The 25838-nt window shown below is 73.8% G+C and carries 31 protein-coding genes and 1 pseudogene; 15 read left to right on the top strand and 17 right to left on the bottom strand.

Annotated elements, in window-relative coordinates; all coding sequences use genetic code 11:
- A pseudogene (locus ACYU8I_RS17865) lies at positions 1-402 on the top strand (HNH endonuclease); the annotation flags it as partial.
- Between the two features lie 132 nt (positions 403-534).
- On the opposite strand, the gene ACYU8I_RS17860 reads toward ACYU8I_RS17865, so the two are convergent.
- Positions 535-2034 (bottom strand): SulP family inorganic anion transporter, encoded by a 1500-nt coding sequence (locus ACYU8I_RS17860; RefSeq protein ID WP_460843484.1) that lies wholly within the window; start codon positions 2032-2034, stop codon positions 535-537.
- A gap of 121 nt (positions 2035-2155) precedes the next feature.
- Here ACYU8I_RS17860 and ACYU8I_RS17855 point away from each other — a divergent pair, with 121 nt between their 5' ends.
- The 4 genes from ACYU8I_RS17855 to ACYU8I_RS17840 all read left to right on the top strand — a co-directional run bounded on the left by ACYU8I_RS17855 (position 2156) and on the right by ACYU8I_RS17840 (position 5815).
- On the top strand, positions 2156-2557 hold the full coding sequence (locus ACYU8I_RS17855; protein ID WP_460843483.1) for a MerR family transcriptional regulator: 402 nt from the start codon (positions 2156-2158) through the stop codon (positions 2555-2557).
- A 65-nt stretch (positions 2558-2622) separates the two neighbouring features.
- On the top strand, positions 2623-3045 hold the full coding sequence (locus ACYU8I_RS17850) for a nitroreductase/quinone reductase family protein (RefSeq protein ID WP_460843481.1): 423 nt from the start codon (positions 2623-2625) through the stop codon (positions 3043-3045).
- A 114-nt stretch (positions 3046-3159) separates the two neighbouring features.
- Entirely contained in the window at positions 3160-4149 is a 990-nt protein-coding gene (locus ACYU8I_RS17845; protein WP_460843479.1) for an aldo/keto reductase, read from the top strand.
- A 22-nt stretch (positions 4150-4171) separates the two neighbouring features.
- Entirely contained in the window at positions 4172-5815 is a 1644-nt protein-coding gene (locus ACYU8I_RS17840) for an ABC-F family ATP-binding cassette domain-containing protein (protein ID WP_460843477.1), read from the top strand.
- 3 nt (positions 5816-5818) lie between these two features.
- Here the strand turns inward: ACYU8I_RS17840 and ACYU8I_RS17835 are convergent, their stop codons facing one another.
- From ACYU8I_RS17835 to ACYU8I_RS17820, 4 genes are read right to left on the bottom strand one after another with little or no spacing between them, the layout of a single operon-like run.
- The gene (locus ACYU8I_RS17835) at positions 5819-6739 is read right to left on the bottom strand and encodes an AEC family transporter (RefSeq protein WP_460843474.1); all 921 of its coding nucleotides are present in this window, start codon (positions 6737-6739) and stop codon (positions 5819-5821) included.
- A 37-nt stretch (positions 6740-6776) separates the two neighbouring features.
- Positions 6777-7187, bottom strand: coding sequence for a CBS domain-containing protein (locus ACYU8I_RS17830; RefSeq protein WP_460843472.1), 411 nt, complete (start codon positions 7185-7187; stop codon positions 6777-6779).
- A 26-nt stretch (positions 7188-7213) separates the two neighbouring features.
- Positions 7214-7984: an IclR family transcriptional regulator gene (locus ACYU8I_RS17825; protein WP_460843470.1), complete on the bottom strand. Its 771-nt coding sequence runs from the start codon at positions 7982-7984 to the stop codon at positions 7214-7216.
- Positions 7927-9198: an MFS transporter gene (locus ACYU8I_RS17820; RefSeq protein ID WP_460843467.1), complete on the bottom strand. Its 1272-nt coding sequence runs from the start codon at positions 9196-9198 to the stop codon at positions 7927-7929. Before ACYU8I_RS17820 ends, ACYU8I_RS17825 begins: the two co-directional genes overlap by 58 nt.
- Before the next feature lie 103 nt (positions 9199-9301).
- Here ACYU8I_RS17820 and pcaH point away from each other — a divergent pair, with 103 nt between their 5' ends.
- From pcaH to pcaDC, 4 genes are read left to right on the top strand one after another with little or no spacing between them, the layout of a single operon-like run.
- Positions 9302-10066: a protocatechuate 3,4-dioxygenase subunit beta gene (gene pcaH, locus ACYU8I_RS17815; RefSeq protein ID WP_460843465.1), complete on the top strand. Its 765-nt coding sequence runs from the start codon at positions 9302-9304 to the stop codon at positions 10064-10066.
- Positions 10059-10631 (top strand): protocatechuate 3,4-dioxygenase subunit alpha, encoded by a 573-nt coding sequence (gene pcaG, locus ACYU8I_RS17810; RefSeq protein WP_460843464.1) that lies wholly within the window; start codon positions 10059-10061, stop codon positions 10629-10631. The genes pcaH and pcaG overlap by 8 nt, the downstream gene beginning before the upstream one ends.
- Positions 10632-10640: 9 nt before the next feature.
- Positions 10641-11840 (top strand): lyase family protein, encoded by a 1200-nt coding sequence (locus ACYU8I_RS17805; protein ID WP_460843462.1) that lies wholly within the window; start codon positions 10641-10643, stop codon positions 11838-11840.
- Positions 11837-13006, top strand: a complete 1170-nt coding sequence (gene pcaDC / locus ACYU8I_RS17800) for a bifunctional 3-oxoadipate enol-lactonase/4-carboxymuconolactone decarboxylase PcaDC (protein ID WP_460843460.1) — start codon at positions 11837-11839, stop codon at positions 13004-13006. Before ACYU8I_RS17805 ends, pcaDC begins: the two co-directional genes overlap by 4 nt.
- Here pcaDC and ACYU8I_RS17795 read toward each other — a convergent pair.
- Complete coding sequence (locus ACYU8I_RS17795) at positions 13003-14187, bottom strand: 4-hydroxybenzoate 3-monooxygenase (RefSeq protein WP_460843458.1); 1185 nt, start codon at positions 14185-14187, stop codon at positions 13003-13005. The two genes, pcaDC and ACYU8I_RS17795, sit on opposite strands and share 4 nt — an antisense overlap.
- Positions 14188-14376: 189 nt before the next feature.
- Between ACYU8I_RS17795 and ACYU8I_RS17790 the strand changes: the two genes are divergently transcribed.
- The gene (locus ACYU8I_RS17790) at positions 14377-14550 is read left to right on the top strand and encodes a CsbD family protein (protein ID WP_460843455.1); all 174 of its coding nucleotides are present in this window, start codon (positions 14377-14379) and stop codon (positions 14548-14550) included.
- A gap of 21 nt (positions 14551-14571) precedes the next feature.
- Here the strand turns inward: ACYU8I_RS17790 and ACYU8I_RS17785 are convergent, their stop codons facing one another.
- Positions 14572-14697, bottom strand: a complete 126-nt coding sequence (locus tag ACYU8I_RS17785) for a hypothetical protein (RefSeq protein WP_460843452.1) — start codon at positions 14695-14697, stop codon at positions 14572-14574.
- Positions 14698-14734: 37 nt separating this feature from the next.
- On the opposite strand from ACYU8I_RS17785, the gene ACYU8I_RS17780 reads away from it, so the two are divergent.
- Entirely contained in the window at positions 14735-15529 is a 795-nt protein-coding gene (locus ACYU8I_RS17780; RefSeq protein ID WP_460843450.1) for a TspO/MBR family protein, read from the top strand.
- Here ACYU8I_RS17780 and ACYU8I_RS17775 read toward each other — a convergent pair.
- Genes ACYU8I_RS17775 through ACYU8I_RS17760 form a run of 4 tightly spaced genes read right to left on the bottom strand, consistent with a single transcriptional unit; the run spans position 15449 to position 18696 of the window.
- Positions 15449-16186, bottom strand: a complete 738-nt coding sequence (locus ACYU8I_RS17775; protein ID WP_460843448.1) for a DedA family protein — start codon at positions 16184-16186, stop codon at positions 15449-15451. The genes ACYU8I_RS17780 and ACYU8I_RS17775 overlap by 81 nt on opposite strands.
- 37 nt (positions 16187-16223) lie before the next feature.
- Positions 16224-16856 (bottom strand): 3-oxoacid CoA-transferase subunit B, encoded by a 633-nt coding sequence (locus ACYU8I_RS17770; RefSeq protein WP_460843446.1) that lies wholly within the window; start codon positions 16854-16856, stop codon positions 16224-16226.
- A complete protein-coding gene (locus ACYU8I_RS17765) occupies positions 16853-17518 on the bottom strand; it encodes a 3-oxoacid CoA-transferase subunit A (RefSeq protein ID WP_460843444.1) in 666 nt (221 codons plus the stop codon). The genes ACYU8I_RS17770 and ACYU8I_RS17765 overlap by 4 nt, the downstream gene beginning before the upstream one ends.
- On the bottom strand, positions 17515-18696 hold the full coding sequence (locus tag ACYU8I_RS17760; protein ID WP_460843443.1) for a thiolase family protein: 1182 nt from the start codon (positions 18694-18696) through the stop codon (positions 17515-17517). Before ACYU8I_RS17760 ends, ACYU8I_RS17765 begins: the two co-directional genes overlap by 4 nt.
- 34 nt (positions 18697-18730) lie before the next feature.
- Between ACYU8I_RS17760 and ACYU8I_RS17755 the strand changes: the two genes are divergently transcribed.
- Both ACYU8I_RS17755 and ACYU8I_RS17750 read left to right on the top strand, forming a co-directional pair.
- Positions 18731-19519, top strand: coding sequence for an IclR family transcriptional regulator domain-containing protein (locus tag ACYU8I_RS17755; RefSeq protein ID WP_460843441.1), 789 nt, complete (start codon positions 18731-18733; stop codon positions 19517-19519).
- A gap of 31 nt (positions 19520-19550) precedes the next feature.
- Positions 19551-19949, top strand: a complete 399-nt coding sequence (locus ACYU8I_RS17750; RefSeq protein WP_460843439.1) for a hypothetical protein — start codon at positions 19551-19553, stop codon at positions 19947-19949.
- A gap of 435 nt (positions 19950-20384) precedes the next feature.
- Here ACYU8I_RS17750 and ACYU8I_RS17745 read toward each other — a convergent pair whose 3' ends face one another.
- From ACYU8I_RS17745 to ACYU8I_RS17735, 3 genes are read right to left on the bottom strand one after another with little or no spacing between them, the layout of a single operon-like run.
- Positions 20385-20822: an arsenate-mycothiol transferase ArsC gene (locus tag ACYU8I_RS17745; RefSeq protein WP_460843437.1), complete on the bottom strand. Its 438-nt coding sequence runs from the start codon at positions 20820-20822 to the stop codon at positions 20385-20387.
- Complete coding sequence (gene arsB, locus ACYU8I_RS17740) at positions 20819-21943, bottom strand: ACR3 family arsenite efflux transporter (RefSeq protein ID WP_460843435.1); 1125 nt, start codon at positions 21941-21943, stop codon at positions 20819-20821. Before arsB ends, ACYU8I_RS17745 begins: the two co-directional genes overlap by 4 nt.
- Positions 21940-22314 carry a metalloregulator ArsR/SmtB family transcription factor gene (locus ACYU8I_RS17735; protein ID WP_460843433.1) on the bottom strand — a complete coding sequence of 125 codons (375 nt, stop codon included), beginning with the start codon at positions 22312-22314 and terminating at the stop codon, positions 21940-21942. Before ACYU8I_RS17735 ends, arsB begins: the two co-directional genes overlap by 4 nt.
- 74 nt (positions 22315-22388) lie before the next feature.
- Between ACYU8I_RS17735 and ACYU8I_RS17730 the strand changes: the two genes are divergently transcribed.
- On the top strand, positions 22389-22787 hold the full coding sequence (locus tag ACYU8I_RS17730) for an ArsI/CadI family heavy metal resistance metalloenzyme (protein ID WP_460843431.1): 399 nt from the start codon (positions 22389-22391) through the stop codon (positions 22785-22787).
- Here the strand turns inward: ACYU8I_RS17730 and ACYU8I_RS17725 are convergent.
- Complete coding sequence (locus ACYU8I_RS17725; protein WP_460843429.1) at positions 22784-22918, bottom strand: hypothetical protein; 135 nt, start codon at positions 22916-22918, stop codon at positions 22784-22786. The two genes, ACYU8I_RS17730 and ACYU8I_RS17725, sit on opposite strands and share 4 nt — an antisense overlap.
- Positions 22919-23007: 89 nt before the next feature.
- Here ACYU8I_RS17725 and ACYU8I_RS17720 point away from each other — a divergent pair, with 89 nt between their 5' ends.
- Positions 23008-23589: a GNAT family N-acetyltransferase gene (locus tag ACYU8I_RS17720; protein WP_460843427.1), complete on the top strand. Its 582-nt coding sequence runs from the start codon at positions 23008-23010 to the stop codon at positions 23587-23589.
- On the opposite strand, the gene ACYU8I_RS17715 is transcribed toward ACYU8I_RS17720, so the two are convergent.
- Together ACYU8I_RS17715 and ACYU8I_RS17710 are read right to left on the bottom strand one after the other, a co-directional pair.
- Entirely contained in the window at positions 23586-23960 is a 375-nt protein-coding gene (locus tag ACYU8I_RS17715) for an HNH endonuclease (RefSeq protein WP_460843425.1), read from the bottom strand. The genes ACYU8I_RS17720 and ACYU8I_RS17715 overlap by 4 nt on opposite strands.
- Positions 23961-23994: 34 nt before the next feature.
- On the bottom strand, positions 23995-25386 hold the full coding sequence (locus tag ACYU8I_RS17710) for an NAD-dependent succinate-semialdehyde dehydrogenase (protein ID WP_460843423.1): 1392 nt from the start codon (positions 25384-25386) through the stop codon (positions 23995-23997).
- Positions 25387-25838 lie beyond the last annotated feature (452 nt).

The following is a 25838-nucleotide window of genomic DNA, read 5'->3' as shown; positions in this document are numbered from 1 at the left end:
CGACGGCTCTACAGCGACCCGCAGCGCGGCGACCTCGTCGCGATGGACTCACGACGGCGCACCTTCACCGGCCAGCTCCGCAAGCTCCTCGTCCTGCGAGACCAGAGATGCCGTACTCCGTGGTGCGACGCCCCCATCCGACACCTCGACCACATCCGCCGAGCCACCGAACACGGCCCCACCACCGCCGCCAACGCCCAAGGCCTCTGCGAAGCCTGCAACCACGCCAAGGAAGCAGCCCACCTCCACCAGGAGACCCGGCTCGACAGATCCGTGGTCACCACCACCCCGACCGGACACACCTACACGGGACACCGACCCAGACCCCCGGGACCACCGCCCCCGACACGTGCCGACTGGTCCCACCTCGAGACCTGGCTCCGCGGCGAGCTGCCCGCATGACCGGGGTGGTAGGCAGCGGACTGCACGTCCTCGGCATGTTCTCGCGGCTGTCGGGGGCAGGCGGCGTGCTGCACGCCTCGATGACGGTGCACAGCATGACCCCGAGTCGCTCCGGACGCGCCCTGGCTGGCCTCAGTGACTGGGCAGCCGCCCGGTCAGCCGGTCATGGCGCTCGGCGCTCTGGCCGTGCAGGCCGACGATGCTGACCTCGGCGCCGCGGCGCTCGTACTTGGTCGTGATCGCGTCGAGCGAGGCGACGGTGGAGGCGTCCCACACGTGGGCGTCGCGGAGGTCGATGACGACGTGCGCCGGGTCGGCGGCGTACTCGAACTGGGTGTAGAGGTCGTTGGAGGAGGCGAAGAACAGCTCGCCGGTGACGCGGTAGACCGCCGTCGGCTCGCCGTCGGCGCCGACCACGACCTCGCGGTGCGTGTCGGTCACGTGGGCGACGCGGCGGGCGAAGAGCGTCATGGCGACGAGCACGCCGGTGACGACGCCGATGGCGAGGTTGTGCGTCAACACGGTGACCGCGACGGTAGTGACCATGACGGCCGTCTCGGAGCGCGGCATCCGGCGCAGCGTGGCGGGACGCACCGAGTGCCAGTCGAAGGTCGCGACCGAGACCATCACCATCACGGCGACGAGCGCGGCCATCGGGATCAGCGCGACCATGTCGCCGAGGCCGACGACGAGCACGAGCAGGAAGGCGCCGGCGAGGAAGGTCGAGAGCCGGGTGCGGGCGCCCGAGACCTTCACGTTGATCATCGTCTGGCCGATCATGGCGCAGCCGCCCATGCCGCCGAAGAGTCCGGTGACGAGGTTGGCGACGCCCTGGCCCCAGGTCTCGCGGGTCTTGTCCGACCCGGTGTCGGTGATGTCGTCGACCAGCTTGGCGGTGAGCAACGACTCGAGGATGCCCACCAGCGCCATGCCCACGGCGTACGGCGCGATGATGCGCAGCGTCTCGAGGGTGAGCGGCACGTCGGGCACGAAGAGCGCGGGCAGGCTGTCGGGCAGCCGGCCCTGGTCGCCGACGTCGGGCACCTGCACCGCGGCGGCGACGGTGAACGCCGTGAGCGCGACGATCGCCACCAGCGGGGCGGGGACGACCTGGTTGACCCGGGGGAATCCGACGATGACGGCGACGCCGACCGCGGTCATCACGTAGACCGCCCACGGCACGTCGACCAGGTGCGTCAGCTGGGAGGAGAAGATCAGGATCGCCAGGGCGTTGACGAAGCCGACCATGACCGAACGCGGCACGAACCGCATCAGCCGGGCGACCCCGACGAGCGCGAGCACGACCTGGATGGCACCGCCGAGGAGCACCGTGGCGATCAGGTAGTCGTAGCCGTGGTCACGCATCACGGGCGCGACGACCAGCGCGATGGCGCCGGTCGCGGCCGAGATCATCGCCGGACGACCCCCGACGACCGAGATCACCACGGCCATCGTGAACGACGCGAACAGCCCCACGCGGGGGTCGACCCCGGCGATGATCGAGAACGAGATCGCCTCGGGGATGAGCGCGAGCGCCACCACGAGCCCGGCGAGCACCTCGGTGCGCAGCAGGCGGGGCGAGCGCAGCGCGGCGCCGACGGTTGGCGCGGACGTGGCGGCAGCAGGGGGCACGGGAGTCCGTTCGGGAGTTGGCACGGGCGTACGACGCTCGGCAGGGTGGGGCGAGGACCGTCCACGACCCAACCTCACGCAACGTGAGGGTTGCAACTCGAAGTCCGGTGATCGTGCCCACATGACCGACCAGCCCCCCGACACCCCGCCGATGCGCATCGGCGAGGTCGCGGCGCGCACCGAGCTGTCGCTGCGCAGCCTGCGACACTGGGAGGACGTCGGCCTGCTCGTGCCGTCGGGCCGCACCGAGGGCGGCTTCCGGCTCTACACCGAGGCCGACGTGGAGAAGATCCTGCTCATCCGTCGGATGAAGCCCCTCGGCTTCACCCTCGAGGAGATGAAGGCGGCGCTGATCGACAGCGAGGCGCTGCGCGCATCCAGGTCGACGGCGTCGGCGCGGGACCAGGCGCGGGCACGACTGCAGGCCGTGCACGACGACGCGCTGCAGCGCCGCGCCCGCCTCGCCCGGCAGGTGGAGATGGCCGACGAGTTCCTCGCCGTGCTCGGCGACGAGCTCGGCTGAGGCGGCGGTACGCGACGGCGCGCTATGTTCGAGCCCACCTACCCCTGCGCGACGAGGAGCCCGACGTGGCTGACTTCCAGGACTGGAACGCCAAGGTGATCGCGGAGTTCCGCGAGAAGGGCGGCGAGGTCACCGAGGCCGCGGCGTTCGGCCGGTCGTTGGTGCTGGTGCACCACCTCGGTGCGCGCACCGGCACCGAGCGGGTGACCCCGCTCGTGCACGTCCGCGACGATGACGACACCTGGCTGGTCGCGGCGTCGAAGGCCGGGGCGCCCGACAACCCTGACTGGTACCACAACCTCAAGGCCCACCCCGAGGTCTCGATCGAGACCGGCGACGAGGGCGTCGTCGAGGTGCGCGTCGAGGAGCTCGCGGGTGCCGACCGCGACGCCGGCTACGAGCGCTTCAAGCAGCTCAGCGACGGCTTCCGGGAGTACGAGGAGAAGACCTCCCGCACCATCCCCGTCCTCGCCCTGCGGCGGCGCTGAGCGGCGGTTCGGTCCTCGGTCGACCTGCCAGGCGACCAGCACGGCGACGCACCCGACGACCACGGCGACCGCCCGCGGGCGCAGGTGATCGAGAGGTGGGGGTACGACAGCGGCATGCAGGCACGCACGCTCGGCAGCTCCGGTCCCTCCGTCTCCCCCCTCGGCCTGGGGTGCATGGGGATGAGCCAGTCCTTCGGTCCCCGACCACCGCGCGACGAGATGGTCGCCTTCCTGCGCGACGCGGTGGAGCGAGGCGTGACGTTCTTCGACACCGCCGAGGTCTACGGGCCGTTCCACAACGAGGAGCTCGTCGGCGAGGCGCTCGAGCCGGTGCGCGACCAGGTCGTCGTCGCCACCAAGTTCGGCTTCGCGTTCGACGCCGACGACCGCCAGACCGGCGTCACCAGTCGGCCCGACGACATCCGCCGGGCGGTCGACGGCTCGTTGCGACGGCTCCGCACCGACACCATCGACCTGCTCTACCAGCACCGCGTCGATCCCGACGTCCCGATCGAGGACGTCGCCGGCACCGTCGGCGAGCTCGTCGCGGCCGGCAAGGTGCGGCACCTGGGGCTCTCCGAGGCCGGTGTCGACACCATCCGCAAGGCCCACACCACGCACCCGGTGACCGCGCTGCAGAGCGAGTACTCGCTGTTCTGGCGCGAGCCCGAGGCCGAGATCCTGCCCACCCTGGAGGAGCTCGGCATCGGCTTCGTGCCCTTCAGCCCGTTGGGTCGCGGCTTCCTCACCGGCCAGGTCACCGCCGACGCCGAGTTCGGCGAGGGCGACATCCGCGCCACGCTCCCCCGCTTCGAGCGGGAGGCGCTGCAGGCCAACCTCGCGCTCGTCGACCGGGTCACCGCCGTCGCCGAGCGGGTGGGAGCCACCACCGGGCAGGTCGCGCTGGCCTGGCTGCTGGCGCAGCGGCCCTGGATCGTGCCGATCCCCGGCACCCGCCGCGCCGAGCGGCTGGAGGAGAACCTCGGCGCCGCCGACCTCGCGCTGACGGCCGACGACCTCGCCGAGCTCGACCGGGCCTCGGCCGAGGTGCAGGTCGTGGGCGAGCGCTACCCCGAGGCGATGCAGCGCTGGGTCGACCGCTGACGCACCTCACTACGATCGGCGGGTGAGCGCGCACCTGGTCGCCAAGGCACTTGCCGGGGGCCACGGCCACCGCACCCTGTTCGAGGCGCTCGACCTCACCGTCGCGCCCGGTGACGTGGTCGGGGTCGTGGGCGCCAACGGCGCCGGCAAGACCACGCTGCTGCGCATCCTCGCGGGCGACCTGGCGCCGCTCGACGGCACCGTCAGCACCGCGCCGTCCGACGCCTTCGTGGGCTGGCTGCCCCAGGAGCACGAGCGGGTGCCGGGCGAGACCGTGGCGGCGTACGTCGCCCGGCGCACCGGCGCGGCCGCCGCGACCGAGGCGATGGAGCACTGGGCGGGCCGGCTCGGCGACGACCCGGCCGCCGACGCGGCGTACGCCGACGCCCTCGACCACTGGCTCGCCAGCGGCGCCCCCGACCTCGACGAGCGGCTGCCGCCCGTCATGGCCGACCTCGGGCTCGACGTCGGCCCCGACGCGCTGATGGCCTCGCTGTCGGGCGGGCAGGCGGCCCGCGCGGCGCTGGCCGCGCTGCTGCTGAGCCGCTTCGACGTGATGCTGCTGGACGAGCCCACCAACGACCTCGATCTCGCGGGGCTCGAGCGGCTCGAGAGCTTCGTCGGCGGTCTGCGCGCGGGCGTGGTGCTGGTCTCGCACGACCGCGAGTTCCTCTCCCGCGTCGTCACCAAGGTCGTCGAGCTCGACCTCGCCCAGCACCAGGTCGCGGTCCACGACGGCGGCTACGACGCCTTCCTCGAGGAGCGGGCGGTGGCCCGGCGGCACGCGCGCGAGCGCTACGAGGAGTACGCCGACACCAGGGCCGACCTGGTGCGGCGCGCCCGGGTGCAGCGCGAGTGGAGCTCGCAGGGCGTGCGCAACGCGATGAAGAAGTCGCCCGACAACGACAAGATCCGTCGCAGGGCCAGCCAGGAGTCGTCGGAGAAGCAGGCCCAGAAGGTGCGGCAGATGGAGTCGCGGATCGCGCGGCTCGAGGAGGTCGAGGAGCCGCGCAAGGAGTGGCAGCTGCAGTTCTCGATCGGCAGCGCGCCGCGGTCGAGCTCGGTGGTCGCCACCCTCGACGCGGCCACCGCGCAGCTCGGCAGCTTCGCGTTCGGCCCCGCGTCGCTGCAGGTGAGCGCCGGCGACCGGATCGGGGTGACCGGGGCCAACGGGGCCGGCAAGACCACCCTGCTGCGACTGCTGCTCGGACGGTTCGAGCCGACCTCCGGCCGCGCCAGCCTGGGGGCGTCGGTCGCGATCGGCGAGATCGACCAGGCCCGCACCGGGCTGGCCGACGACGTGGCGCTGGGCGAGGCGTTCGAGCGCACCATGCCCGCGATGAGCCCCGCCGACGTGCGCACGCTGCTCGCGAAGTTCGGCCTCAAGGCCGACCAGGTCGCCAGCCTGGTCGGCGCGCTGTCGCCCGGCGAGCGCACCCGCGCCGCGATGGCGCTGCTGCAGGCGCGCGGCACCAACCTGCTGGTGCTCGACGAGCCCACCAACCACCTCGACCTGCCCGCCATCGAGCAGCTCGAGCAGGCGCTCGAGTCCTACGACGGGGCGCTCGTGCTGGTCACCCACGACCGCCGGCTGCTCGACGCCGTGCGCCTCGACCAGCGCTGGCACGTCGACGCGGGACAGGTGTCGGTCACCCACGTCGGCTGAGTCTCACCCGAGCAGCAGCGTGACGACCACGAGCACCGGCACCGACAGCACGGTGGTCACGAGGATGGTGTCGCGGGCGAGCACCTGCATCCGTTCGTAGCGGCTGGCGTGCAGGAAGATGTTCTGCGCCGTCGGCAGCGCTGCGCACACCACGATCGCGAGCAAGGTCGGACCCTCGATGCCGAGCGCCCACCGCGCCACCAGCCAGGCGACGAGGGGCTGCACCACCAGCTTGGCCGTGGTGGTCACCGCGAGCTCGACCCGGCTGCCCACGCCCGCGAGCCCGGGACCGAGCCGCAGCGAGATCCCGTAGGCGATGAGCATGGCCGGGATGGCCAGCGCCCCGACGAGCTCGACCGGGGCCCGCACCGGCTCCGGCAACCGGAAGCCGGTGACGGCCAGCAGTACCCCGAGCAGCGCCCCGACCGTCAGCGGGTTGCGCAGCGGACGCACCAGGGCGGCCCGCGCGCCGCGACGACCGCCCGGCCGCTGGGCGTCGAGCACCACCAGGGCGAGCGGCTGCACCACGAGCATCTGGAGCAGCAGCACCGGCGCCACGGCGGCGGCGTCGCCCAGCACGTAGCCGGCGACCGGGATGCCGAGGTTGCCCGCGTTGACGTACGACGACGCCATCGCGCCGACGACGAGGTCGCCCGCGTCGCGTCGGCGCCGCCACCGCGCCCACGCGGCGTACGCCCCGGCGGCGGCGAGCACCGAGAGAGCGGCCGCGACGAAGCTGCCGACCAGGCCCTGGCCGAGGTCGGCGTCGCCGATGGTGGTGACCATCAGCGCCGGGCTGGCGACGACGAAGGAGATCGTCAGCAGCTCGCGCTGGGTGCGCTCGCTGACGAGCCGGAGGTGCGCGAGCAGCGCACCGAGGCCGATGACCGCGCCGATCGTCGCGAACCCCGTCAGCAGCCCCACGGCGCCACCCTCTCCTGCGGCGCCGCCGGCCGGGTGCTCAGCCCTCCCGCTCGCGGCGTCGCGCGGCGACGCCGGCGTCGGTGCACCAGCCGTCGCCCTTGCGCTTGCGGCACAGCAGGCCGACGAGGTCGCCGTCACCGTCGACCACCGCCACGCGTCGCTGGCCCGTGGCCGCGAGCTGCTCCTGGGCCGCCGCCAGGGAGGTGCCGGAGCGGACGGTGCGGCCCTCGAGCGCCCCGAGGTCGACCGCGGGGTCATCGTCGGACGCCTCGACGAGGTCGTCGCGCACCACCACGGCCGCCAGCCGTGACCCGTCGACCAGCAGCGCGGCGTGCACGTGGTCGCCGAGCAGGCGGCGTACGTCGCCCACGCTCGCGGTCGCGGGCAGGGTCTTGGGGCGGCGCAGCACCGCTGCGTCGACCAGCTCGACCTCCACTGCCGTCCCCACGAGGCCCTGAGTACCCCGCTCGCTGCTCACGGCTCCCCCGGCGCACCGAGCGCGCGGGTGATGCCGCGGGCGGCGACCTGCAGGGCGGGCACGAGGCGGGCCTGGCTGCGCTCGAGCGAGGGCACCACGATCCCGAGGGCGGCGACGACCTCGCCGGACGGGCCGGGTGCCTCGACCGGCACGGCGAGCGAGCAGGCGCCGAGGCTCATCTCCTCGCGGGTGCTGGCGAAGCCGTCGGCGACGACGCGCTCGAGCTGGCGCTGCAGCCGACCGGGCTGGACGACGGTGTAGGGCGTGATCCGCTCGAGCCGGCCCAGCACCTGCTCACGCACGGCGGCGGGCGCGTGGGCGAGCAGCACCTTGCCGACGCCGGTGGCGTGCAGGGGCAACCTCGAGCCGATGGTGCTGATGACGGGCACCGACGCGTGGCCGGCGAGCCGGTCGACGTACAGCACGGAGGCGCCGTCGCGCACCGCGAGGTGCACGGTGGCGTGGGTGGCGGCGTACAGGTCGTGCAGGTACGGCGACGCCGTCTCGCGCAGGCCGCGCTGCACGGGCGCGAGCATGCCGGCGTCCCAGAGCCGCCGACCGACGACGTAGGAGCCGTCGTCGTCACGGGCCAGCGCGCCCCACGAGACGAGCTCGCCGACCAGCCGGTGCGCGGTGGGCACGGGCAGGTCGGCGCGGGTCGCCAGCTCGGTCAGGCTGAGCCGGCGGTGGTGCTCGTCGAAGGCCCCGATCAGTGCGAGGGCGCGACCGGTGACGGTCGTCCCGGCTCGGGAGACGTTGCCGGCCATGAGTCGGATGGTTCCAGGTGGGCCGGGACGGTGGAAAGGGCCACCACCGCGAGCACCGCGGCGAGCGCGAAGGCGTAGAAGCCCCACGGGTAGGCGATGCCCAGGCTGACCAGCGCGCCACCGAGGAAGGGCCCGACAATGGCGCCCACCCGGCCGACACCGGCGGCGAGGCCGAGCGCCGTGCCGCGGACCTCCGGCGGGTAGAGGTGGCCGACGAAGGCGTAGACCAGCACCTGGGCGCTGAAGACGAAGACGCCGGCGACGAGGACGGCGGCGTACACCAGCACCGTGCTCTCGATGCGCACCGACAGCAGCACGAGCGCGACCGCGGCGACGCCGAACCACACCAGCGCGGTGAGCTTGTTGCCGCGGGCGTCGGCGATGGCGCCGGCCACGACGAGGCCGATCACGGCGCCGACGTTGAGGGTGAGGAGCAGCGCGATGCCGCCCTCGATGGAGTAGCCGGCGGCGCCCATGATCGACGGCAGCCAGGTGTTGAGCCCGTAGACGAGCAGCAGGCCCATGAAGGACGCCGTCCAGAGGCCGATGCTGACCGCGAGGTAGCGACCGCGCACGATGTCACGTGGTCGGCTGACCGACGCGGGGCGCTCGGCGGGACCGGCGTCGCGGGCGCGGAGGAACGCCTCCGACTCGGGCAGCTTCCACCACATCAGCGGCAGCACCGCGAGGCCGGCGAGCCCGCCGACGACGAACATCGCCTGCCACCCCACCGACTCGATGAGCAGCAGCCCGAGCAGCGCGGTGAGGACGGCGCCGACGTGGTAGCCGGTCATCAGCCGCGTCATGGCGCTGCCGCCGCGCCCCCGGGGCGCGTGCTCGCTCATGTAGGCCAGCGCGGTCGGCAGGCAGGCGCCGAGGCCGACCCCGGCGAGGACCCGGAAGACGATGAACCAGGTGACGCTCGGCGCGACCGCCACGGCCAGGGTGAAGAGCGAGAACGACGCGATGCAGGCGAGCAGCGTCGCGCGGCGGCCGAACCGGTCGGTGAGCGGCCCGACGGCCACGGCGCCGACGCCGACCCCGGCCAGGCCGAGGGTGGAGGCGAGGGTCAGGGTCGGGCCGGTGAAACCGAGCGCTCCTTCGGTGCGGAGCGTCTCGAGCACGGCGCCCAGGACCACGAGGTCGAAGCCGTCGAGGGCGACGGCTACCCAGCAGAGGACGACGGGCCAGCGCGAGGCGGTGGTGGGAGACATGGCGGCAGTGCAGCACCGGCGTCGTGACGGCCGCCACACCCGTGTTCCACTCAGCGGAAGGGCGTCCTGGCCGGGGCACCGACCGCCCCCTAGGTTCCTCGACGTGACAGCACCGAGCCTCCCCTCCCAGGCGGACGTGAGCGCCGAGATCGCCGCGGCCGCCGCGTCGTACGACGCCGAGACCGCGCCGGAGACCGGCCCGCGGCTCGACTACGCGCCGTACCGCAGCAGCCTGCTGCGCCACCCCACCAAGGACCTCCACCACGCCGACCCCGAGGGCGTCGAGCTGGTGGCGCCGGTCTTCGGCCACCGCGACGTCGCGCCCGACGAGGCCGACCTGACGGTGCAGGCGGGCGGCGAGCCGATCGGCGAGCGGATGGTCGTGACCGGGCGGGTGCTCGACGCCGACGGCCGGCCGGTACGCCGGCAGCTCGTCGAGGTCTGGCAGGCCAACGCCGCCGGCCGCTACGTGCACAAGCGCGACCAGCACCCGGCGCCGATCGACCCGCACTTCACCGGGGTCGGTCGCTGCCTGACCGACGACGACGGCCGCTACCGCTTCACCACGGTCAAGCCGGGGCCCTACCCGTGGCGCAACCACCACAACGCCTGGCGCCCGGCGCACATCCACTTCTCGCTGTTCGGCACCGAGTTCACCCAGCGGATGATCACGCAGGTCTACTTCCCCGGCGACCCGCTGCTGGCGCTCGACCCGATCTACCAGTCCATCGTCGACCCGGCCGCGCAGGCGCGGCTGGTGGCGGCGTACGACCACGACCTGACGACCCACGAGTGGGCCACCGGCTACCGCTGGGACATCGTGCTCACCGGCACCCACGCGACCCCGATGGAGGCCGACGATGAGTGAGCTCGTGCCCACCCCCGGCCAGACCGTCGGGCCGTTCTTCGGCTACGCGCTGCCCGTCGAGGGCGGCGGCCAGGTCGTGCCGGCCGCCCACCCGCGGGCGGTGCGGCTGCACGGCACCGTGACCGACGGTGCCGGCGACCCGGTGCCCGACGCCCTGCTGGAGACCTGGCAGGCGGCACCCGACGGCTCGCTCCCCGCCGAGCAGGGCTCGCTGCGACGCGGTCACGCCTTCACCGGCTTCGGCCGGGTGGCGGTCGACGCGGGCGGCCACTACGAGCTCACCACCGTGGTGCCCGGCGTGGCGGCAGGCGGTACGGCGCCCTTCGTCGCGGTCACGCTGTTTGCCCGCGGCCTGCTCGACCGGCTCTTCACCCGCGCCTACCTGCCGGTCGAGGGTGTCGACCTCGACGCCGACCTGTTCCTCGCGGGCGTGCCGACCGAGCGCCGCCACACCCTCGTCGCGGTGCCCGACGAGCTCGGCTACCGCTTCGACGTCCGGCTGCAGGGCGACGACGAGACCGTCTTCCTCGCCTTCCCGCGGCACGGCGCCGTCCGCGGCCGGTAGCGTCGCCGGGTGAGCCTGCTCTGGCCGGGTGACGAGCGCGCCGGCGACACCTTCACCGACGCCGCCGTGCTGCGCGCGATGGTCGCCGTCGAGCAGGCGTGGCTCGACGCGCTGCGACCCGGCACCGACGTCGAGCTCTCCGGCCTCCTCGACCCCGACGACCTCGCCTCGGTGGCCGCGGGCGGCGAGGCCGCGGGCAACCCGGTGGTGCCGCTGGTGGCGGCGCTGCGGTCGCGGCTGCACGGGGAGCCGGCCCGCTGGCTGCACCGGGGCCTGACCAGCCAGGACGTGCTCGACACCGCGCTCTTGCTCTGCGCCCGCACCGCGACCGGGCGGGTGCAGACCCACCTCGACGGGGTGGTCGACGCGCTGGCCGGGACCGTCCGCCGGCACCGTGACGACGTCGCGGCCGCCCGCACCCTGACCCAGCACGCCGTGCCGACCACCGTCGGCCTGCGCGCCGCGACCTGGCTCACCGGCGTGCTCGACGCCCGCGACGACCTCGCCCTGCTGCGCTTCCCCGCCCAGCTCGGCGGCGCGGCCGGCACCCTCGCCGCCCCCGTCGACCTGCTCGGCGGCGTCGACGACGCGCTCGCCGTCGTGGCCCGCACCGCGGCCGCGCTCGGTCTCGACGACGCCTCGCCGTGGCACACCGCCCGCGCGCCGCTCACCCGGGTCGGCGACGCCCTCGTCACCACCACCGACGCGCTGGGTCACCTCGCACGCGACGTGCTCTCGCTGGCCCGGCCCGAGGTGGCCGAGGTCGCGGAGCCGGCGGCCGAGGGGCGCGGCGGGTCGTCGACGATGCCCCACAAGCGCAACCCCGTGCTCTCGGTGCTGGTGCGGCGCGCCGCCCTGGCCGCGCCCGCGCTCGGCGCCCAGCTGCACCTCGCCGACGTCGAGCAGGTAGACGAGCGCGCCGACGGCGCGTGGCACGTCGAGTGGTCGGCGCTGGCCCAGCTCGCCCGCCGCACCGTCGTCGCCGCCTCGCACGCCGCCGAGCTCGTCTCCGGGCTCGAGGTCGACACCGCTGCCGCCGCCCGTCGGGCCGGGGCGGTCGCCGACGACCTGCTCGCCGAGCGCGCCCCGCTGCTCACGCTCACCGGGCGCGAGCCGGACCCCGACCCCGACCCCCGCTCCTACCTCGGCGCCGCAGCGGCGTACGTCGACCGGGTGCTGGAGCGCGCCGAGACCCAGGAGGCCCCGTGACATCGCCTGCGACCACCTCGCTACCCCTCGCCGGCAGCCAGCTCGCCGGCACCGAGGGCGCACCGCTGCTCGTGCTCGGCCCGTCGCTCGGCACCAGCGTCGCCACGCTCTGGGAGGCCGTCGCCGGCCCGCTCGGCGAGACCCACCACGTGGTCGGCTGGGACCTGCCCGGCCACGGCGCCTCCCACGACGTCGAGGCGCCCGACGGCCTCACCGTCGCCGACCTCGCCGCGGCGGTCGTCGCGCTCGTCGACCGGGTCGCCGGTCCCGACGCGACCTTCGCCTACGCCGGAGACTCCGTCGGCGGGGCCGTCGGGCTGCAGCTGCTGCTCGACGCCCCCCACCGGGTCACCTCGGCGGCGGTCGTGTGCAGCGGCGCGCAGATCGGCACGCGGGAGTCGTGGGCCGAGCGCGCCGACCTCGTGAGCCGGGCCGGCACCTCCGCGCTGGTGGAGTCGTCGGCGCAGCGGTGGTTCGGGGGCGACTTCGTCGCCACCCACCCCGACGTCGCGGGCCGCCTGCTCGAGCAGCTGCGTCACGTCGGCGACGCCGGGTACGCCGCCGTCTGCGGCGCGCTGGCGACGTACGACGTGCGCGAGCGGCTCGGCGAGATCGGCGCGCCCGTGCTGGCGGTCGCCGGCTCCGACGACGTCGCCACGCCCGCCGAGGGGCTGCGCGTCGTCGCCGACCGCGTGCAGCAGGGCCGCCTCGTCGTGCTCGGCGGCGTCGGTCACCTGGCCCCCGCCGAGCGCCCCGACGAGGTCGTCGCCCTGCTGCGCGAGCAGCTGGGCGGCACCCGCGACCGGCACGCCGACGGCATGCGGGTGCGCCGGCAGGTGCTCGGCGAGGCCCACGTCGACCGCGCCGAGGCCGGCACCAGCGACCTGACGCGTGACTTCCAGCGCTTCATCACCGAGTACGCCTGGGGCTCGGTCTGGACCCGACCCGGCCTCGACCGCCGCAGCCGCTCGATGATCACGCTCACCGCCCTCGTCGCCGGCGGCCACCACGAGGAGCTGGCCCTCCACGTGCGCGCCGCCGTCGCCAACGGCCTCACCCGCGACGAGATCGGCGAGGTGCTGCTGCAGAGCGCGGTCTACTGCAGCGTCCCCTCGGCCAACTCCGCCTTCCGGGTGGCCCAGAGGGTACTCGACGAGCTCGACTAGCGCGCCGGCCAGCCGGTGTAGCCCTCGGCGAGGTAGGTGGAACCGGCCTCGGAGGAGACCAGCCACGACAGCTCGCCGAGCTGGCGGCGCTCGTCGAACTCGCTCGACTCCGCGGTGCGGTGGAGCAGCGTGGTCATCCAGTAGGAGAAGTGCTGGGCGCGCCAGACGCGGTCGAGCGCGAGGTCGCTGTACGACGCCAGCGCCTCGTCGTCGCCCTTGAGCAGGTGGCGCTCGAGCACCTCGGCGAGCACCCGCACGTCGGCGAGGGCGAGGTTGAGGCCCTTGGCCCCGGTGGGCGGGACGGTGTGGCCGGCGTCGCCGGCGAGCAGGAGGTTGGCGTGCCGCATCGGCGTCTGCACGAAGCTGCGGAAGGGCAGCACCGAGCGCTCGAGCACCGGCCCCCCGTTCAAAGAAAAGCCGTCGGTCCCTGCGAGGCGCGACTGCAGCTCGGCCCAGATGCGGTCGTCGCTCCAGGCGTCGGGGTCCTCGCCCGGGTCGCACTGGAAGTACATCCGCTGCACCGACTCGGTGCGCTGGCTGACCAGCGCGAAGCCCTTCTCGGAGCGGGCGTAGACGAGCTCGTCGGCGCTGCGGGGCGCCTCGCACAGGATCCCGAACCAGGCGAAGGGGTACTCGCGGCCGAACCGCTCGTGGCCGGCCACGAGGTCGCGGCACACGCTGCGCGAGCCGTCGGCGCCGACCACGATCTCGGCGGTGACCTCGTGCCGGGCACCAGTCGCGTCGGCGTACGTCACCCGTGGCTCGACGACGTCCTCGACCCGCACGTCGTCGACGCCGAACCGCACGTCGCCACCGTCACGGGCACGGGCGCGCTGCAGGTCGGTGAAGACCTCGGTCTGGGGGTAGAGCCACACCGACGCGTCGACGAGCCGCTCGAAGTCGACGTGGTGGCTCTCGCCGCCGAAGCGCAGGAAGATGCCGCCGTGGCGGTCGCCCTCGGTCAGCACCCGGTCGCCCACGCCGCTGTCGACGAGCAGCCGCACGCTGTCGCGCTCGAGGATGCCGGCGCGGTGGGTGGTCTCGATCTCGTGGACCGTGCGCCGCTCCAGCACCACCGAGTCGATGCCCGCGACGTGCAGCAGGTGCGACAGCATCAGCCCGGCCGGCCCCCCTCCCACGACGACGACGCGGGTGCGGGTGGTGCTGGCGAGCGTGCTCATGCCTCCGACGGTAGGGAGACGCACGCCACACCGTCATCACGCGGCTTCCGCTGAGCAGAAGCGGACGACGATCGTGTGACCTGCCTGCCTCCCGCGTGAGGATCGGCGTGCCGGTTGCGTCCAACTGACACGAAACCCGATCGGCCAGGCGCGTTCCGAGCGCCCGGCCCCCAGAAGGAAGGACGCATCATGGGACTCGCTGACAAGGCCAAGAACGCTGCTGAGGACCTCGCTGGCAAGGCCAAGGAGGTCATCGGCGACGCGACCAACAACGACGAGCTGAAGGCCGAGGGCAAGGCCGACCAGACCAAGTCCTCCGCCAAGAAGGCCGGCGAGAACATCAAGGACACCTTCAAGTCCTGATGCACCGCGCGAAACGGCCGGTCACGCACCCGCGTGGCCGGCCGTTCGTCGTGTCCGGGCGGCGTCCGCCGCCCGCTGCGCGAGTCGGTCGCGCGCCTCGCGCAGCGCGACCGGGTAGACCTCGGCGACCAGGGTGAGCAGCCGCACAGGTTTAGCAACTAAGTTGCTCGGTTACTTAGCAAACATGGCACTCCTCGACATCGACCGGCCCGTGGAGACCCCGACGGGCGCCGACCGCATCCGCCAGGTGGGGGTGACCGCCGCCGAGGTGTTCTGCGTCGTCGGCTCGCTCATCGGGTCCGGGGTCCTCGGCACCTCCGTGGACAACACCAACAGCGGCGCCCTGGCGGCCGACTCGACGCTGCTGGCGCCTGCCGGTCCGGCGTTCTCGATCTGGTCGGTGATCTACCTCGGCCTGCTCGCCTACACCGTGTGGCAGTGGCTGCCGGGCCGCGCCACCGACCCGCGCCTGCGGGCCACCGGTTGGCTGGCCGCGCTCTCCATGGTGCTCAACGCCGGCTGGCTGCTGGTGACCCAGACCGGCTCCATCTGGGGCAGCGTCGTCGTCATCGTCGCGCTGCTGCTGACCCTCGGCCTGCTCGTCCAGCGGCTGACCGACGTGGCCCCGACCCGGGGCACGGCGGAGCGCGTCGTCGTCGACGGCACCTTCGGGCTCTACCTCGGCTGGGTCAGCGTCGCGACCTTCGCCAACGTCGCGGCGGCGCTGACGGCCAGCGGGTTCGAGGTCAGCGTGGCCCTGGCCAGCGTGCTGCTCGTCGTGGTCGCCGCCCTCGCCGCCGTCTACGCCCGTGCCTTCGGCGGCCGTGTCACCGTCGCCGCGGCGATCGCCTGGGGCCTCGCGTGGCTGGCCTACGGCCGCGTCGCCGACGCTCCCGAGTCAACGCTGGTCGCGGCCGTGGCCGTCGGCGCTGCCGTCGTCGCGGTGGGCTCGGCGCTGACGGGCCGCACCCGCCGCTGAGCGCCCGCGGGTCGACGTGCGCCTCGGGCGGCGACGGCTCAGGAACCCGACGACCAGCAGCACGGCGACCACGAGCGTGAGCACCACGGCGTACTGCTCGACCCGGTCGACCAGCCCGATCGCCCGCCGACCGAGGGCGTGGCCGAGGGCCACCATGACGGCCGAGTAGGCCGTGGCGCCGAGGAGGTTGAGGGCGAGGAAGACCGGCAGCCGCATGCCGCCGGTGCCGGCAGCGGCGTACACGAGAGGGCCCGGGAGCGGCTGGAACTTCGCGACCAGCACTGCCAGCGGGCCCAGCCGGTGCGCGAGCCGCTCCACCCGGGCGGCCCGACGCTGGGCCTCCGCGGGGTCGCGACGGCCGAGGAGGCGCACCAGGGCGCGGTCGCCCCACCGGCGGCCGGCCGCCCAGTAGAGCCAGTCGGTCAGCACCCAGACGGGCACCCCGACCGCGATCGCCACCGGCCACGACGTCTCCCCGACGCGCACCCGGGCCCCCATGACGACCTCGGCGACGCTCGAGCCGCTGAGCAGCGTCAGCAGCAGCGGCTGCGTCCCGATCATGAGCGGGATCAGCAGCACCATCGCGACGCCGTAGACGTTGCGCGCGACGATCGCCCCGCCGAGGAGCCAGTCGACGCGGTGGGACCCCTCGCTCACGCGCCCATCCTGACGAAGGGGTGGGCGCGGGCCGATCTCAGGCCAGGTCGAGGCCGGTGAGCTCGCGCAGCTCCTCGACGGTGGTGCCGTGCAGCTCGACGACACGGGCGCCCTCGGGACCCACGTCGATGACGCCGTGGTCGGTGTAGACGCGGCTGACGCAACCCACCCCGGTCAACGGGTAGGTGCACGCGTCGACGAGCTTGGAGCGGCCCTGCTTGTCGAGCAGCGTCATCATCACGAAGGTCTGCTTGGCGCCGATGGCGAGGTCCATCGCGCCGCCGACCGCGGGGATCGCGTCGGGCGCTCCGGTGTGCCAGTTGGCGAGGTCGCCGGCGACCGAGACCTGGAAGGCGCCGAGCACGCACACGTCGAGGTGGCCGCCGCGCATCATCGCGAAGGAGTCGGCGTGGTGGAAGTACGACGCCCCCGGCGTCTCCACGACCGGCACCTTGCCGGCGTTGATCAGGTCGGGGTCGACCTCGTCGCCGCTGGCGGCGCGGCCCATGCCGAGCATGCCGTTCTCGGTGTGCAGCACCACGCCGCGCTCGGGGTCGAGGTGGTCGGCGACCAGCGTGGGCTGGCCGATGCCGAGGTTGACCACGGCGCCGCGCGGGATGTCGGCCGCGATGCGGGCGGCGATCTCGTTCTTGGTCAGGAGCGTGCTCATGCCACCACCACCGTCTCGACGTAGATGCCCGGGGTCACGACGACCTCCGGGTCGAGGGCGCCGGTCTCGACGACCTCGCCGACCTGCGCCACCGTGCGGGCGGCGGCGGTGGCCATGACGGGACCGAAGTTGCGAGCCGTCTTGCGGTAGACGAGGTTGCCCACGCGGTCGGCCCGATGGGCCTTGACCAGCGCCACGTCGCCGCGCAGCGGCAGCTCGAGCACGTAGCGGCGCCCGTCGATCTCGCGCTCCTCCTTGCCCTCCGCGAGCGGCGTACCGACACCGGTGGGGCACCAGAAGCCGCCCAGCCCGGCGCCGGCGGCGCGCATCCGCTCGGCGAGCGTGCCCTGCGGGACGACCTCGAGCTCGATGTCACCCGCGCGGTAGAGACCGTCGAAGACCCACGAGTCGCTCTGCCGCGGGAACGAGCAGACGACCTTGCGCACCTGGCCCGCCGCGAGCAGCGCAGCCAGTCCGGTGTCGCCGTTGCCGGCGTTGTTGCTGACCACGGTGAGGTCGCGGGCGCCCTGGCGGATGAGGGCGTCGATCAGCTCGACCGGCATGCCGGCCATGCCGAAGCCACCCACGAGCACGACCGAGCCGTCCTCGACGCCGGCGACCGCGGCGTCGACGTCGTCGGCGACGGTGGTCAGCCCGCTCACCGAGCGCTGCCGTTCTCGAGGACCACGGCCAGGGCCTGCCCGACGCCGATGCAGATGGCCGCGACACCCCAGCGCCCGCCGTCGGCGCGCAGCCGGTTGGCCAGGGTCCCGAGCACCCGGGCCCCGGAGGCCCCGAGCGGGTGGCCCATCGCGATCGCGCCACCCCAGGCGTTGACGACCTCGGGGTCGACCCCCCAGGCGTCGACGCAGGCGAGCGACTGCACCGCGAAGGCCTCGTTGAGCTCGACGGCGGACACGTCGTCCCACCCGATGCCGGCCCGGGACAGCGCGGCGTCGGCCGCCTCGACGGGTGCGAAACCGAAGTCCTGCGGGTCGAGCGCGTGCGCTCCGCGACCGGCGATCCGCGCGAGCGGCTCGAGCCCGTCGACGGCGCCCTCGGCGCCGATCAGCAGCGCGGCCGCGCCGTCGCTGAGCGGCGAGGCGTTGCCGGCGGTGATGGTGCCGTCCTTCCTGAACGACGGCTTCAGCCCGGCGAGCTTCTCGGCGCTCGAGCCGGGGCGGATGCCCTCGTCGCGGGTCAGCTCGACCCCCTCGACCGGCACGACGAGGTCGTCGTACGACCCGGCCTCCCAGGCGGCGTCGGCGAGCGCGTGCGAGCGCGCGGCGAACTCGTCCTGCCGCTCACGGTCGATGCCGAAGCGCTCGGCGAGCAGCTCGTTGCACTCCCCCAGCGAGACCGTCCACTCCTCCGGCATCCGGTCGTTGACCAGCCGCCAGCCGAGCGTCGTCGACACGGCCTCGACGTTGCCCGCCGGGAAGGCGCGCGACGGCTTCGGCAGCACCCACGGCGCGCGCGTCATCGACTCGACCCCACCGGCGACCACGACGTGGGCGTCACCGGTCTCGACGGTGCGCGAGGCGACCATCGCGGCGTCGAGGCTGGAGCCGCAGAGCCGGTTGACCGTCGTGGCGGGCACGCTTGTCGGGAGCCCGGCCAGCAGCACCGCCATCCGGCCGACGTTGCGGTTGTCCTCGCCCGCCTGGTTCGCACAGCCCCACACCACGTCACCCAGCCGGGCCGGGTCGAGGTCGGGCGCCTGCGCCAGCACGCCGGTGAGCGCCGTCGCGGCCAGGTCGTCGGGGCGTACGCCGCCCAGGGCGCCGCCGAAGCGGCCGAACGGGGTGCGGGCCGCGGCGTAGAGGAATGCGTCTGCCATGCGCTTGATGTTCGCACAGCGTATGCTCGTTCGCATGCCGAACACCGCGCAGGGCGCCGGGCCGCTACCCGGTGACGACTTCGTGCAGTCGCTGGCCCGCGGCATCGCCGTCATCACCTGCTTCGACGCCGAGCACGGCCGGCTCACCCTGAGCGAGGTCGCCGAGCGCACCGGGCTGACCCGAGCCACGGCCCGACGACTGCTGCTGACTCTCGCCCAGCTCGGCTACGTGCGGGTCGAGGGCCGGCTGTTCGCCCTCACACCGCAGGTGCTGCAGCTCGGCACGGCGTACCTCTCGGGGATGGGGCTGCCCGAGGTCGCCCAGCCCCACCTCGAGCAGCTGACCGCGCGCACCGGAGAGTCGTCGTCGGTAGCGGTGCTCGACGGCGACGACATCGTCTACGTCGCGCGCGTCGCGACCACCCACCGGCTGATGCGGGCCGGCATCACCGTCGGCACCCGGTTCCCGGCCCACGCGACGTCGATGGGACGGGTGCTGCTCGCAGCCCTTCCGGAGGCCGAGCGGTCCGTGCGCGTGCGGGCGATGGCGCTCGACCCGTTGACCGAGCGCACCACGACCGACCCCGACGCCCTCCTCTACGCGCTGCGCCGCGTCGCCGGCGACGGGCACGCCCTGGTCGACCAGGAGCTCGAGCCGGGCCTGCGCTCCCTCGCCGTGCCCGTGCGCCACCGCGGCGCGGTGGTCGGCGCGCTCAACGTCTCGCTGTCGGCGGTCGGCCCCGCCGAGACCGCACTGGGGCTGCTGCCCGACCTCGAGTCCACCGCCCGCGCCGTCGGTGCCGACCTCGACCTGACCCGGTGACCCCGTCGGCGGCACGGCCTAGCCTGCCGCCATGACGCGCTTCGCCCTCGACGGTGCCGCCCTGCTCCGCCTCGTCGAGTCGGGACGGGCGCTCGCGCCCGAGCACACGCTGGTCGGGCGCGGGTCGCTCCGCAGCGACGCCATGGCGCTGCTCTACGCCGACGTCGTGGTGGGGCGGCGTACCGAGGTCGACGCCAAGGCCGTGCTGGAGCGCGTCACCGCCGTCAAGGTTCGACTCCTCGGCGACCGGGTCTCCCGAGCGACCGCCTGGTCGCTCGCCCGCGACCTGGGCCTCGAGGCGATCGGCGACGTCGAGCACCTGGCTGTCGCGAAGCTCCAGGCGGACGCCCTCGTCACCGACGACCCCGCCCTCCGGGCGCTGGCCGAGGGGATTGTCCAGCTCGCCGACCTCGACGAGCTGCTCGCGTGAGGGTCGGTCGGAGGCCACGGAGTGCGGCACGACGCAGTCGAGCTGCCCCTTCGGCCTGACGTAGGTGAAGCCTTCCCGCTCGTACATGCGTCGCGTGCCGTTCTAGAGGAACGACGACGTCTTTCTGCCCTGCTTGAGCGCCATGTCGCGCGGGTAGCCCTCGACCGCCCCGCCCCCGGCCACCGCGAGCAGGTCGACGGCGCCGCGCAGCGCGACCTCGGCGAGACCCTGCCGTCGCGCACCACGAGCGCGGCGTGCGCGACCCCCTCCTCGACGAGGCGCTGCTTGAGCTCCCGAGCGGTCTCGGGGCCCGAGCACAGCGCGTTGGCGTCGTTGAAGTGGAAGAGCGACCACGTCTGCGGCGTCAGCGCCACGATCCGGTCGTCCACCTCCGCACCGTACGCCGCCCCGGGCGCGCGGGACGGTGGCTGGACCTCAGGCGCGGTCGAGGACGGACGGCGGGAGGGCGAGGTCGGGCACGAGCTCGAGGAGGAGCGCACGGACACGGGCGTCGAGGTCGGCGACCACGCGGCGTACGCCGGCCTCGTCCTGGCCGCCGGGGTCGGCGACGGGCCAGTCAACGTAGCGCACCCCGGGGGCGTAGGGGCACTCCTCGCCGCACCCGAGGGTGATCGCGAGGGTGCTGGCGGCGACGGTGTCGCGGGTGAGCAGCGTCGGGCGCTCGGCGGAGGTGTCGAGACCGAGCTGCTCGAGCACGTCGGCGACCTCGGGGTGGATGTGCTCGCCCGGCTGGGTGCCGGCCGACAGCGCGACCACCCGCCCCTGCGCGTAGTACTCGGCGAGCACCCGACTGATCACGGACCGGCCACCGTTGCGGACGCAGGCGAAGACGACCTGGGGGACGTCGCTCATGACGAGGCTCCTGTCGGGGTGGACGCGCGGGACGCGTGGGGGAAGAACCGACGCGCCCAGAGGCTGACGTAGACGAGGCCGACGAGCACGGGGACCTCGATGAGCGGTCCGACGACGCCTGCCAGGGCCTGGCCGGAGGTGACCCCGAAGACGCCGATGGCGACCGCGATCGCGAGCTCGAAGTTGTTGCCGGCGGCGGTGAAGGCGAGCGTGGTGCTGCGCTCGTAGGTCATGCCGAGGCCCTTGCCTAGCGCGAACGACCCAGCCCACATGAGCGCGAAGTACGCGAGCAGCGGCAGCGCGATCCGTGCGACGCTGAGCGGGCGGCTGGTGATGCTGTCGCCCTGCAGCGCGAACAGCACGACGATGGTGAAGAGCAGGCCGTGGAGCGCGAGCGGACCGACGCGGGGCAGGAGGCGGTCCTCGTACCAGGTGCGGCCCTTCGTGCGCTCGCCGATCGTGCGGGTCAGGAAGCCCGCCGCGAGCGGGATGCCGAGGAACACCAGCACCGAGGTGGCGATCTCCCACACCGACACCTCGAGGCCACCGCCGGTCGCGGCGTCGCCGAGACCCAGCCAGCCGGGCAGCCCCTCGAGGTAGAACCAGCCGAGGCCGGCGAATGCGACGACCTGGAAGACCGAGTTGACGGCGACCAGGATCGCGGCGGCCTCGCGGTCGCCGCAGGCGAGGTCGTTCCAGATCAGCACCATGGCGATGCAGCGGGCCAGGCCGACGATGATGAGCCCGGCGCGGTACTCCGGCAGGTCGGGCAGCATCAGCCACGCCAGGGCAAACATCAGCGCCGGTCCAAGCACCCAGTTGAGCGCGACGGAGGCACCGAGTAGCCGGCGGTCGGCGGCGACGTGGCCGAGCTCGTCGTACCGGACCTTGGCCAGCACGGGGTACATCATCACGAGCAGCCCGACGGCGATCGGCAGCGAGACCGAGCCGACCTCGACCGCGGCCAGCGCCTCGTCGAGGCCGGGAACGACGCCCCCGAGCAGCAGACCGAGGCCTATCGCGGCCAGGATCCAGACCGGCAGGAACCGATCGAGGGTCGAGAGCCGCCCCGTGACCCCGGCGTCGGGTCCCGCGGTCGCCGCGGTCGTCGGGGCGCTCACGTCGGGCCCCCGGCGAGGGGGGCGAAGAGCCGACTCAGCGCACCGATCGCCTCCGGACGCGCGCGGTAGTGGACCCACACCCCGCGCTTCTCGCGGTCGACCAGGCCCGCCTCGTGCAGCACCTTGAGGTGGTGGCTGATGGTGGGCTGCGAGAGGTCGAAGGCCGGCAGCAGGTCGCAGACGCAGGCCTCCCCGCCCTCGTGGGCCAGCACCAGCGAGAGCAGTCGCAGCCGCACCGGGTCGGCGAGGGCCTTGAGCAGCGGCGCGACGCACTCGGCACCGGCCTGGCTGATCGCCTCGGCCGCGATGGGCGTGCAGCAGGCCACGCTGTCGACCCTCGCGGCCGGGTCGAGCGTCAAGGACTTCGACATACATCGATATTGACAGACATCGATATCTGGGCTCAACCTGATGTCGATCACCTTCGAAGTCTCAGGAGGATCTCGTGTCCCGTGTCCAGCTCGCCCTCGACGTCGACGACCTCGAGCGGTCGGTCGCGTTCTACTCCGCACTCCTCGGCGTCGCGCCCGCCAAGCAGCGGCCCGGCTACGCCAACTTCGCCGTCGCCGACCCGCCCCTGAAGCTCGTGCTGATCGAGAACCCCGGCCACGGCGGCGGCCTCAACCACCTCGGCGTCGAGGTGGCCGACACCGCCACGGTGGACGCCGCGCAGACCCGCCTCGCCGCGGCCGGCCTCGCCACCCTCGACGAGCGCCAGACCGTCTGCTGTTACGCCAAGCAGGACAAGTTCTGGGTCGAGAACACCCCCGACGGCGAGCGCTGGGAGGTGTACGCCGTCCTGGCCGACAGCGCCGTGCCCGGCGGCGACGCCGACCGCGACTAGCCGGCCGTCGGGACGACGCGGTCGGCCGCGGCGACGGCTCGGTCGACCGCGGCGTGCTTGCCGGCGAGCCGGAGACGGCGCGCGGCAGCACGCAGCTTCTCGACCTCACACGGGTCTCTGGGCGACTCCATCCGCCCAGTACGGCGCACCTAGTCGATTGTGCGCCATCTTTCGGGTCGTCCGGTCCGCATCTGACCAGACCTGGGCCTATGGTCGCAGGATGGCGTTCACGACCACGCTCCTGATGCCCGAGACCTGGGACGACTTCGCGCGCCTGGTCGAGGCGCACAACGGCGTGTGGGGCGGTTGCTGGTGCATGGGCTCCCACCCCGATGCCTTCAGCCGGGCACGCGAGGCCGGCGGCAACCGGCAGGCCAAGCGTGATCTCGTCGACGCCGGCCGGGTGCAGCAGGTGCTCGTGCACGACGACGGCGAGTGCGTCGGCTGGTGCCAGTTCGGCACCGTCGACGAGGTCGCCTCGATCAAAAACCCCAAGGCGTACGCCGCTGACCTGGTCGCACTGCCCGACTGGAGGATCGGCTGCATCTTCACCGCCGGCAAGCGGCGCGGCCAGGGCGTCGCGACGGCGGCGGTGGGCGGCGCGCTCGAGGCGATCGCCGCCGCGGGCGGCGGGGTGGTCGAGGCGTATCCTGAGCAGACCGTCGAGCGGAAGCCGCAGCGTGGCGCCTACCTGCACACCGGGCCCGAGGAGCTGTACGCCGGGTTCGGGTTCGAGCGCGACCGCCGCATCGCGAAGTGGCGCTGGGTGATGCGGCTCGAGGTCGCGCCGGCCCGGCGCTAGCGGCGTCGCAGCCGCCGCAGCTCGCGGGCGACGTACGGCCGGGCCCGGCGCTGGCCGCCGCGCTCGAGCACGGCCCGCTCGAGCGCGGTCAGCGAGCGCAGCAGCCGCGCGGCGTCGGGCTGCCACCCGCGTCGCTCGCACTCCTCCAGCCAGGCCACGGCCGCCTGGTGGCCACGCTGGCCGTTGCAGCGACGGCAGGCGAGCAGCTCGTTCTCCAGCCACGACGGGCCGCCCTTGACACGCGGCACGACGTGCTCGGTCGTCGGTCTCACGAGCGGCCCGAACGCCCGCCCGCACCACACGCAGGTCGGCCCGTCCCGCTCGAGGAGCAGGGCGCGGCGGCTGCTCCGGTCGGGCGAGGACGACGGCATCGTGGTGGCGGGGTACCCGTGACCCCGCCACGCCTCACGCGTCGCCAGCGACGTACAGCAGGCGCTTGTTGACGAACTCGTCCATGCCCAGCGGACCCAGCTCGCGACCGAAGCCACTGCGCTTGACGCCGCCGAACGGGATCTCGGCCCCCTCGCCGGCGGGGGTGTTGACGTTGGCCATGCCGACCTCGAGCCGGCTGGCGACCGCGTGCGCCCGGGCCGTGTCGCGGCTGAAGACGGCGCCGCCGAGGCCGTAGTCGGAGTCGTTGGCCAGGGCGACCGCCTCCTCCTCCGAGGACACCCGGTAGACCACGGCCACGGGGCCGAAGAGCTCCTCGCGGTAGGCCTTCATCTCGGGGGTGACGCCGGTGAGCACCGCCGGGGAGAAGTACGCCGCCTCGCCCTCCGCGAGCTCGCCGCCGACGTGCAGGGTGGCGCCCTGGGCGACCGCCTCCTCGACCTGGGCGGCCAGCGTCTCGGCTGCACGTCGCGACGACAGCGGGGCGTACTGCCGGTCGCCGAGCTCCATCGGGTCGCCCGGGGACAGCTCGCGCGCCTGCGCGACCAGCGCCTCGACGAAGGTGTCGTAGGTGTCGTCCATGACGATCATGCGCTTGTTGGAGTTGCAGGCCTGGCCGGTGTTGTAGACGCGGGTGCCCCACGCCGTCTCGGCCGCCGCAGCCACGTCGTCGGTGTCGAGCACCACGTAGGGGTCGGAGCCCCCCAGCTCGAGCACGCACTTCTTCAGGTGCTTGCCCGCCAGCGCCGCCACCGCGGCGCCGGCGCGCTCCGACCCGGTCAGGGAGACCCCCTGCACCCGGCGGTCGCCGATGATGCGCTCGACCTGGTCGTGGCTGGCGAAGACGTTGCGGTAGACCCCGGCGGGCACGCCGGCCGCGTCGAGCACCTCCTGCAGCGCCAGGGCGCAGCCCGGCACCGACTCGGCGTGCTTGAGCAGCACGGTGTTGCCGAGCACGAGGTTGGGCGCGGCGAACCGGGCGACCTGGTAGTAGGGGAAGTTCCACGGCATTACGCCGAGCAGGAGCCCGACCGGACGCCGCTGCACCACCGCGCGGTCGCCGTCGGTCGACACCTCGATCGGCTGGTCGGCGCCGAAGCGCGGGCCGTTGTCGGCGTAGTAGTCGAAGATCGCCACGCAGAACTCGACCTCCTCGACCGCCTCGGAACGCGGCTTGCCCATCTCGCTCACGGCGAGGTCGGCGAGCTCGTCGGTACGCCGCTCCAGCTCGCGGGCGATGCCGGTGACCACCGCCGCTCGCTCCTCCAGCGTCTTGGCACTCCACGCGGCGAACGCCTCGTGACCGGTGGCCAGCGCAGCCTCCAGGTCGGTGTCAGTGATGGTGTCGTGGGTCGACCGCACCTCGCCGGTGGTCGGGGCGACGGAGCGGTAGGGCGTCGAGGTCATGAGGTCTCCTTCTCGGTGGTCGATGCCATCCTGCCGCCTCACGCGGGCAGCTCGGAGCGGAGCCAGGTCTCAAGGTGTGACCAGTCGGCTCTCGTCGGAGGTGGTGGGCTGGGCGGTCTGCCGGGTGGTCGGGGTCGGTGCCCTCGGTAGGTGTGGCCGGTGGGGGTCAGGGTGACGACGCTTCCGTCGAGCCTCGGCTGCTGGGTGAGATGGGCTGCTTCCTTGGCGTGGTTGCAGGCTTCGCAGAGGCCTTGGGCGTTGGCGGCGGCGGTGGGGCCACGGTCGGTGGCTCGTCTGATGTGGTCGAGGTGTCGGACGGGGGCGTCGCACCAGGGGGTGCGGCATCTCTGGTCTCGCAGGACGAGGAGCTTGCGGAGCTGGCCGGTGAAGGTGCGTCTTCGTGAGTCCATCGCGACGAGGTCGCCGCGCTGCGGGTCGGTGTAGAGGCGTCT

It is taken from the genome of Nocardioides marmoraquaticus (assembly GCF_054777915.1).
The sequence above is the reverse complement of the archived record's forward strand: the minus strand, read 5'-3'. Positions and strand labels throughout refer to the sequence as shown.

Bases quoted from the DNA above. Each gene is read 5' to 3' on its own strand.
- ACYU8I_RS17820 (WP_460843467.1), bottom strand. From the start codon at position 9,198: ATGTCTCCCACCACCGCCTCGCGCTGGCCCGTCGTCCTCTGCTGGGTA.
- ACYU8I_RS17750 (WP_460843439.1), top strand. From the start codon at position 19,551: ATGACGCGCTTCGCCCTCGACGGTGCCGCCCTGCTCCGCCTCGTCGAG.
- pcaG (WP_460843464.1), top strand. From the start codon at position 10,059: ATGAGTGAGCTCGTGCCCACCCCCGGCCAGACCGTCGGGCCGTTCTTC.
- ACYU8I_RS17795 (WP_460843458.1), bottom strand. From the start codon at position 14,187: ATGAGCACGCTCGCCAGCACCACCCGCACCCGCGTCGTCGTCGTGGGA.
- ACYU8I_RS17720 (WP_460843427.1), top strand. From the start codon at position 23,008: ATGGCGTTCACGACCACGCTCCTGATGCCCGAGACCTGGGACGACTTC.
- ACYU8I_RS17715 (WP_460843425.1), bottom strand. From the start codon at position 23,960: ATGCCGTCGTCCTCGCCCGACCGGAGCAGCCGCCGCGCCCTGCTCCTC.
- ACYU8I_RS17710 (WP_460843423.1), bottom strand. From the start codon at position 25,386: ATGACCTCGACGCCCTACCGCTCCGTCGCCCCGACCACCGGCGAGGTG.
- ACYU8I_RS17760 (WP_460843443.1), bottom strand. From the start codon at position 18,696: ATGGCAGACGCATTCCTCTACGCCGCGGCCCGCACCCCGTTCGGCCGC.
- ACYU8I_RS17780 (WP_460843450.1), top strand. From the start codon at position 14,735: ATGGCACTCCTCGACATCGACCGGCCCGTGGAGACCCCGACGGGCGCC.
- ACYU8I_RS17825 (WP_460843470.1), bottom strand. From the start codon at position 7,984: ATGGCCGGCAACGTCTCCCGAGCCGGGACGACCGTCACCGGTCGCGCC.
- ACYU8I_RS17725 (WP_460843429.1), bottom strand. From the start codon at position 22,918: ATGGAGTCGCCCAGAGACCCGTGTGAGGTCGAGAAGCTGCGTGCTGCC.
- ACYU8I_RS17855 (WP_460843483.1), top strand. From the start codon at position 2,156: ATGACCGACCAGCCCCCCGACACCCCGCCGATGCGCATCGGCGAGGTC.
- ACYU8I_RS17735 (WP_460843433.1), bottom strand. From the start codon at position 22,314: ATGTCGAAGTCCTTGACGCTCGACCCGGCCGCGAGGGTCGACAGCGTG.
- ACYU8I_RS17790 (WP_460843455.1), top strand. From the start codon at position 14,377: ATGGGACTCGCTGACAAGGCCAAGAACGCTGCTGAGGACCTCGCTGGC.
- ACYU8I_RS17770 (WP_460843446.1), bottom strand. From the start codon at position 16,856: ATGAGCACGCTCCTGACCAAGAACGAGATCGCCGCCCGCATCGCGGCC.
- ACYU8I_RS17745 (WP_460843437.1), bottom strand. From the start codon at position 20,822: ATGAGCGACGTCCCCCAGGTCGTCTTCGCCTGCGTCCGCAACGGTGGC.
- ACYU8I_RS17755 (WP_460843441.1), top strand. From the start codon at position 18,731: ATGCCGAACACCGCGCAGGGCGCCGGGCCGCTACCCGGTGACGACTTC.
- ACYU8I_RS17845 (WP_460843479.1), top strand. From the start codon at position 3,160: ATGCAGGCACGCACGCTCGGCAGCTCCGGTCCCTCCGTCTCCCCCCTC.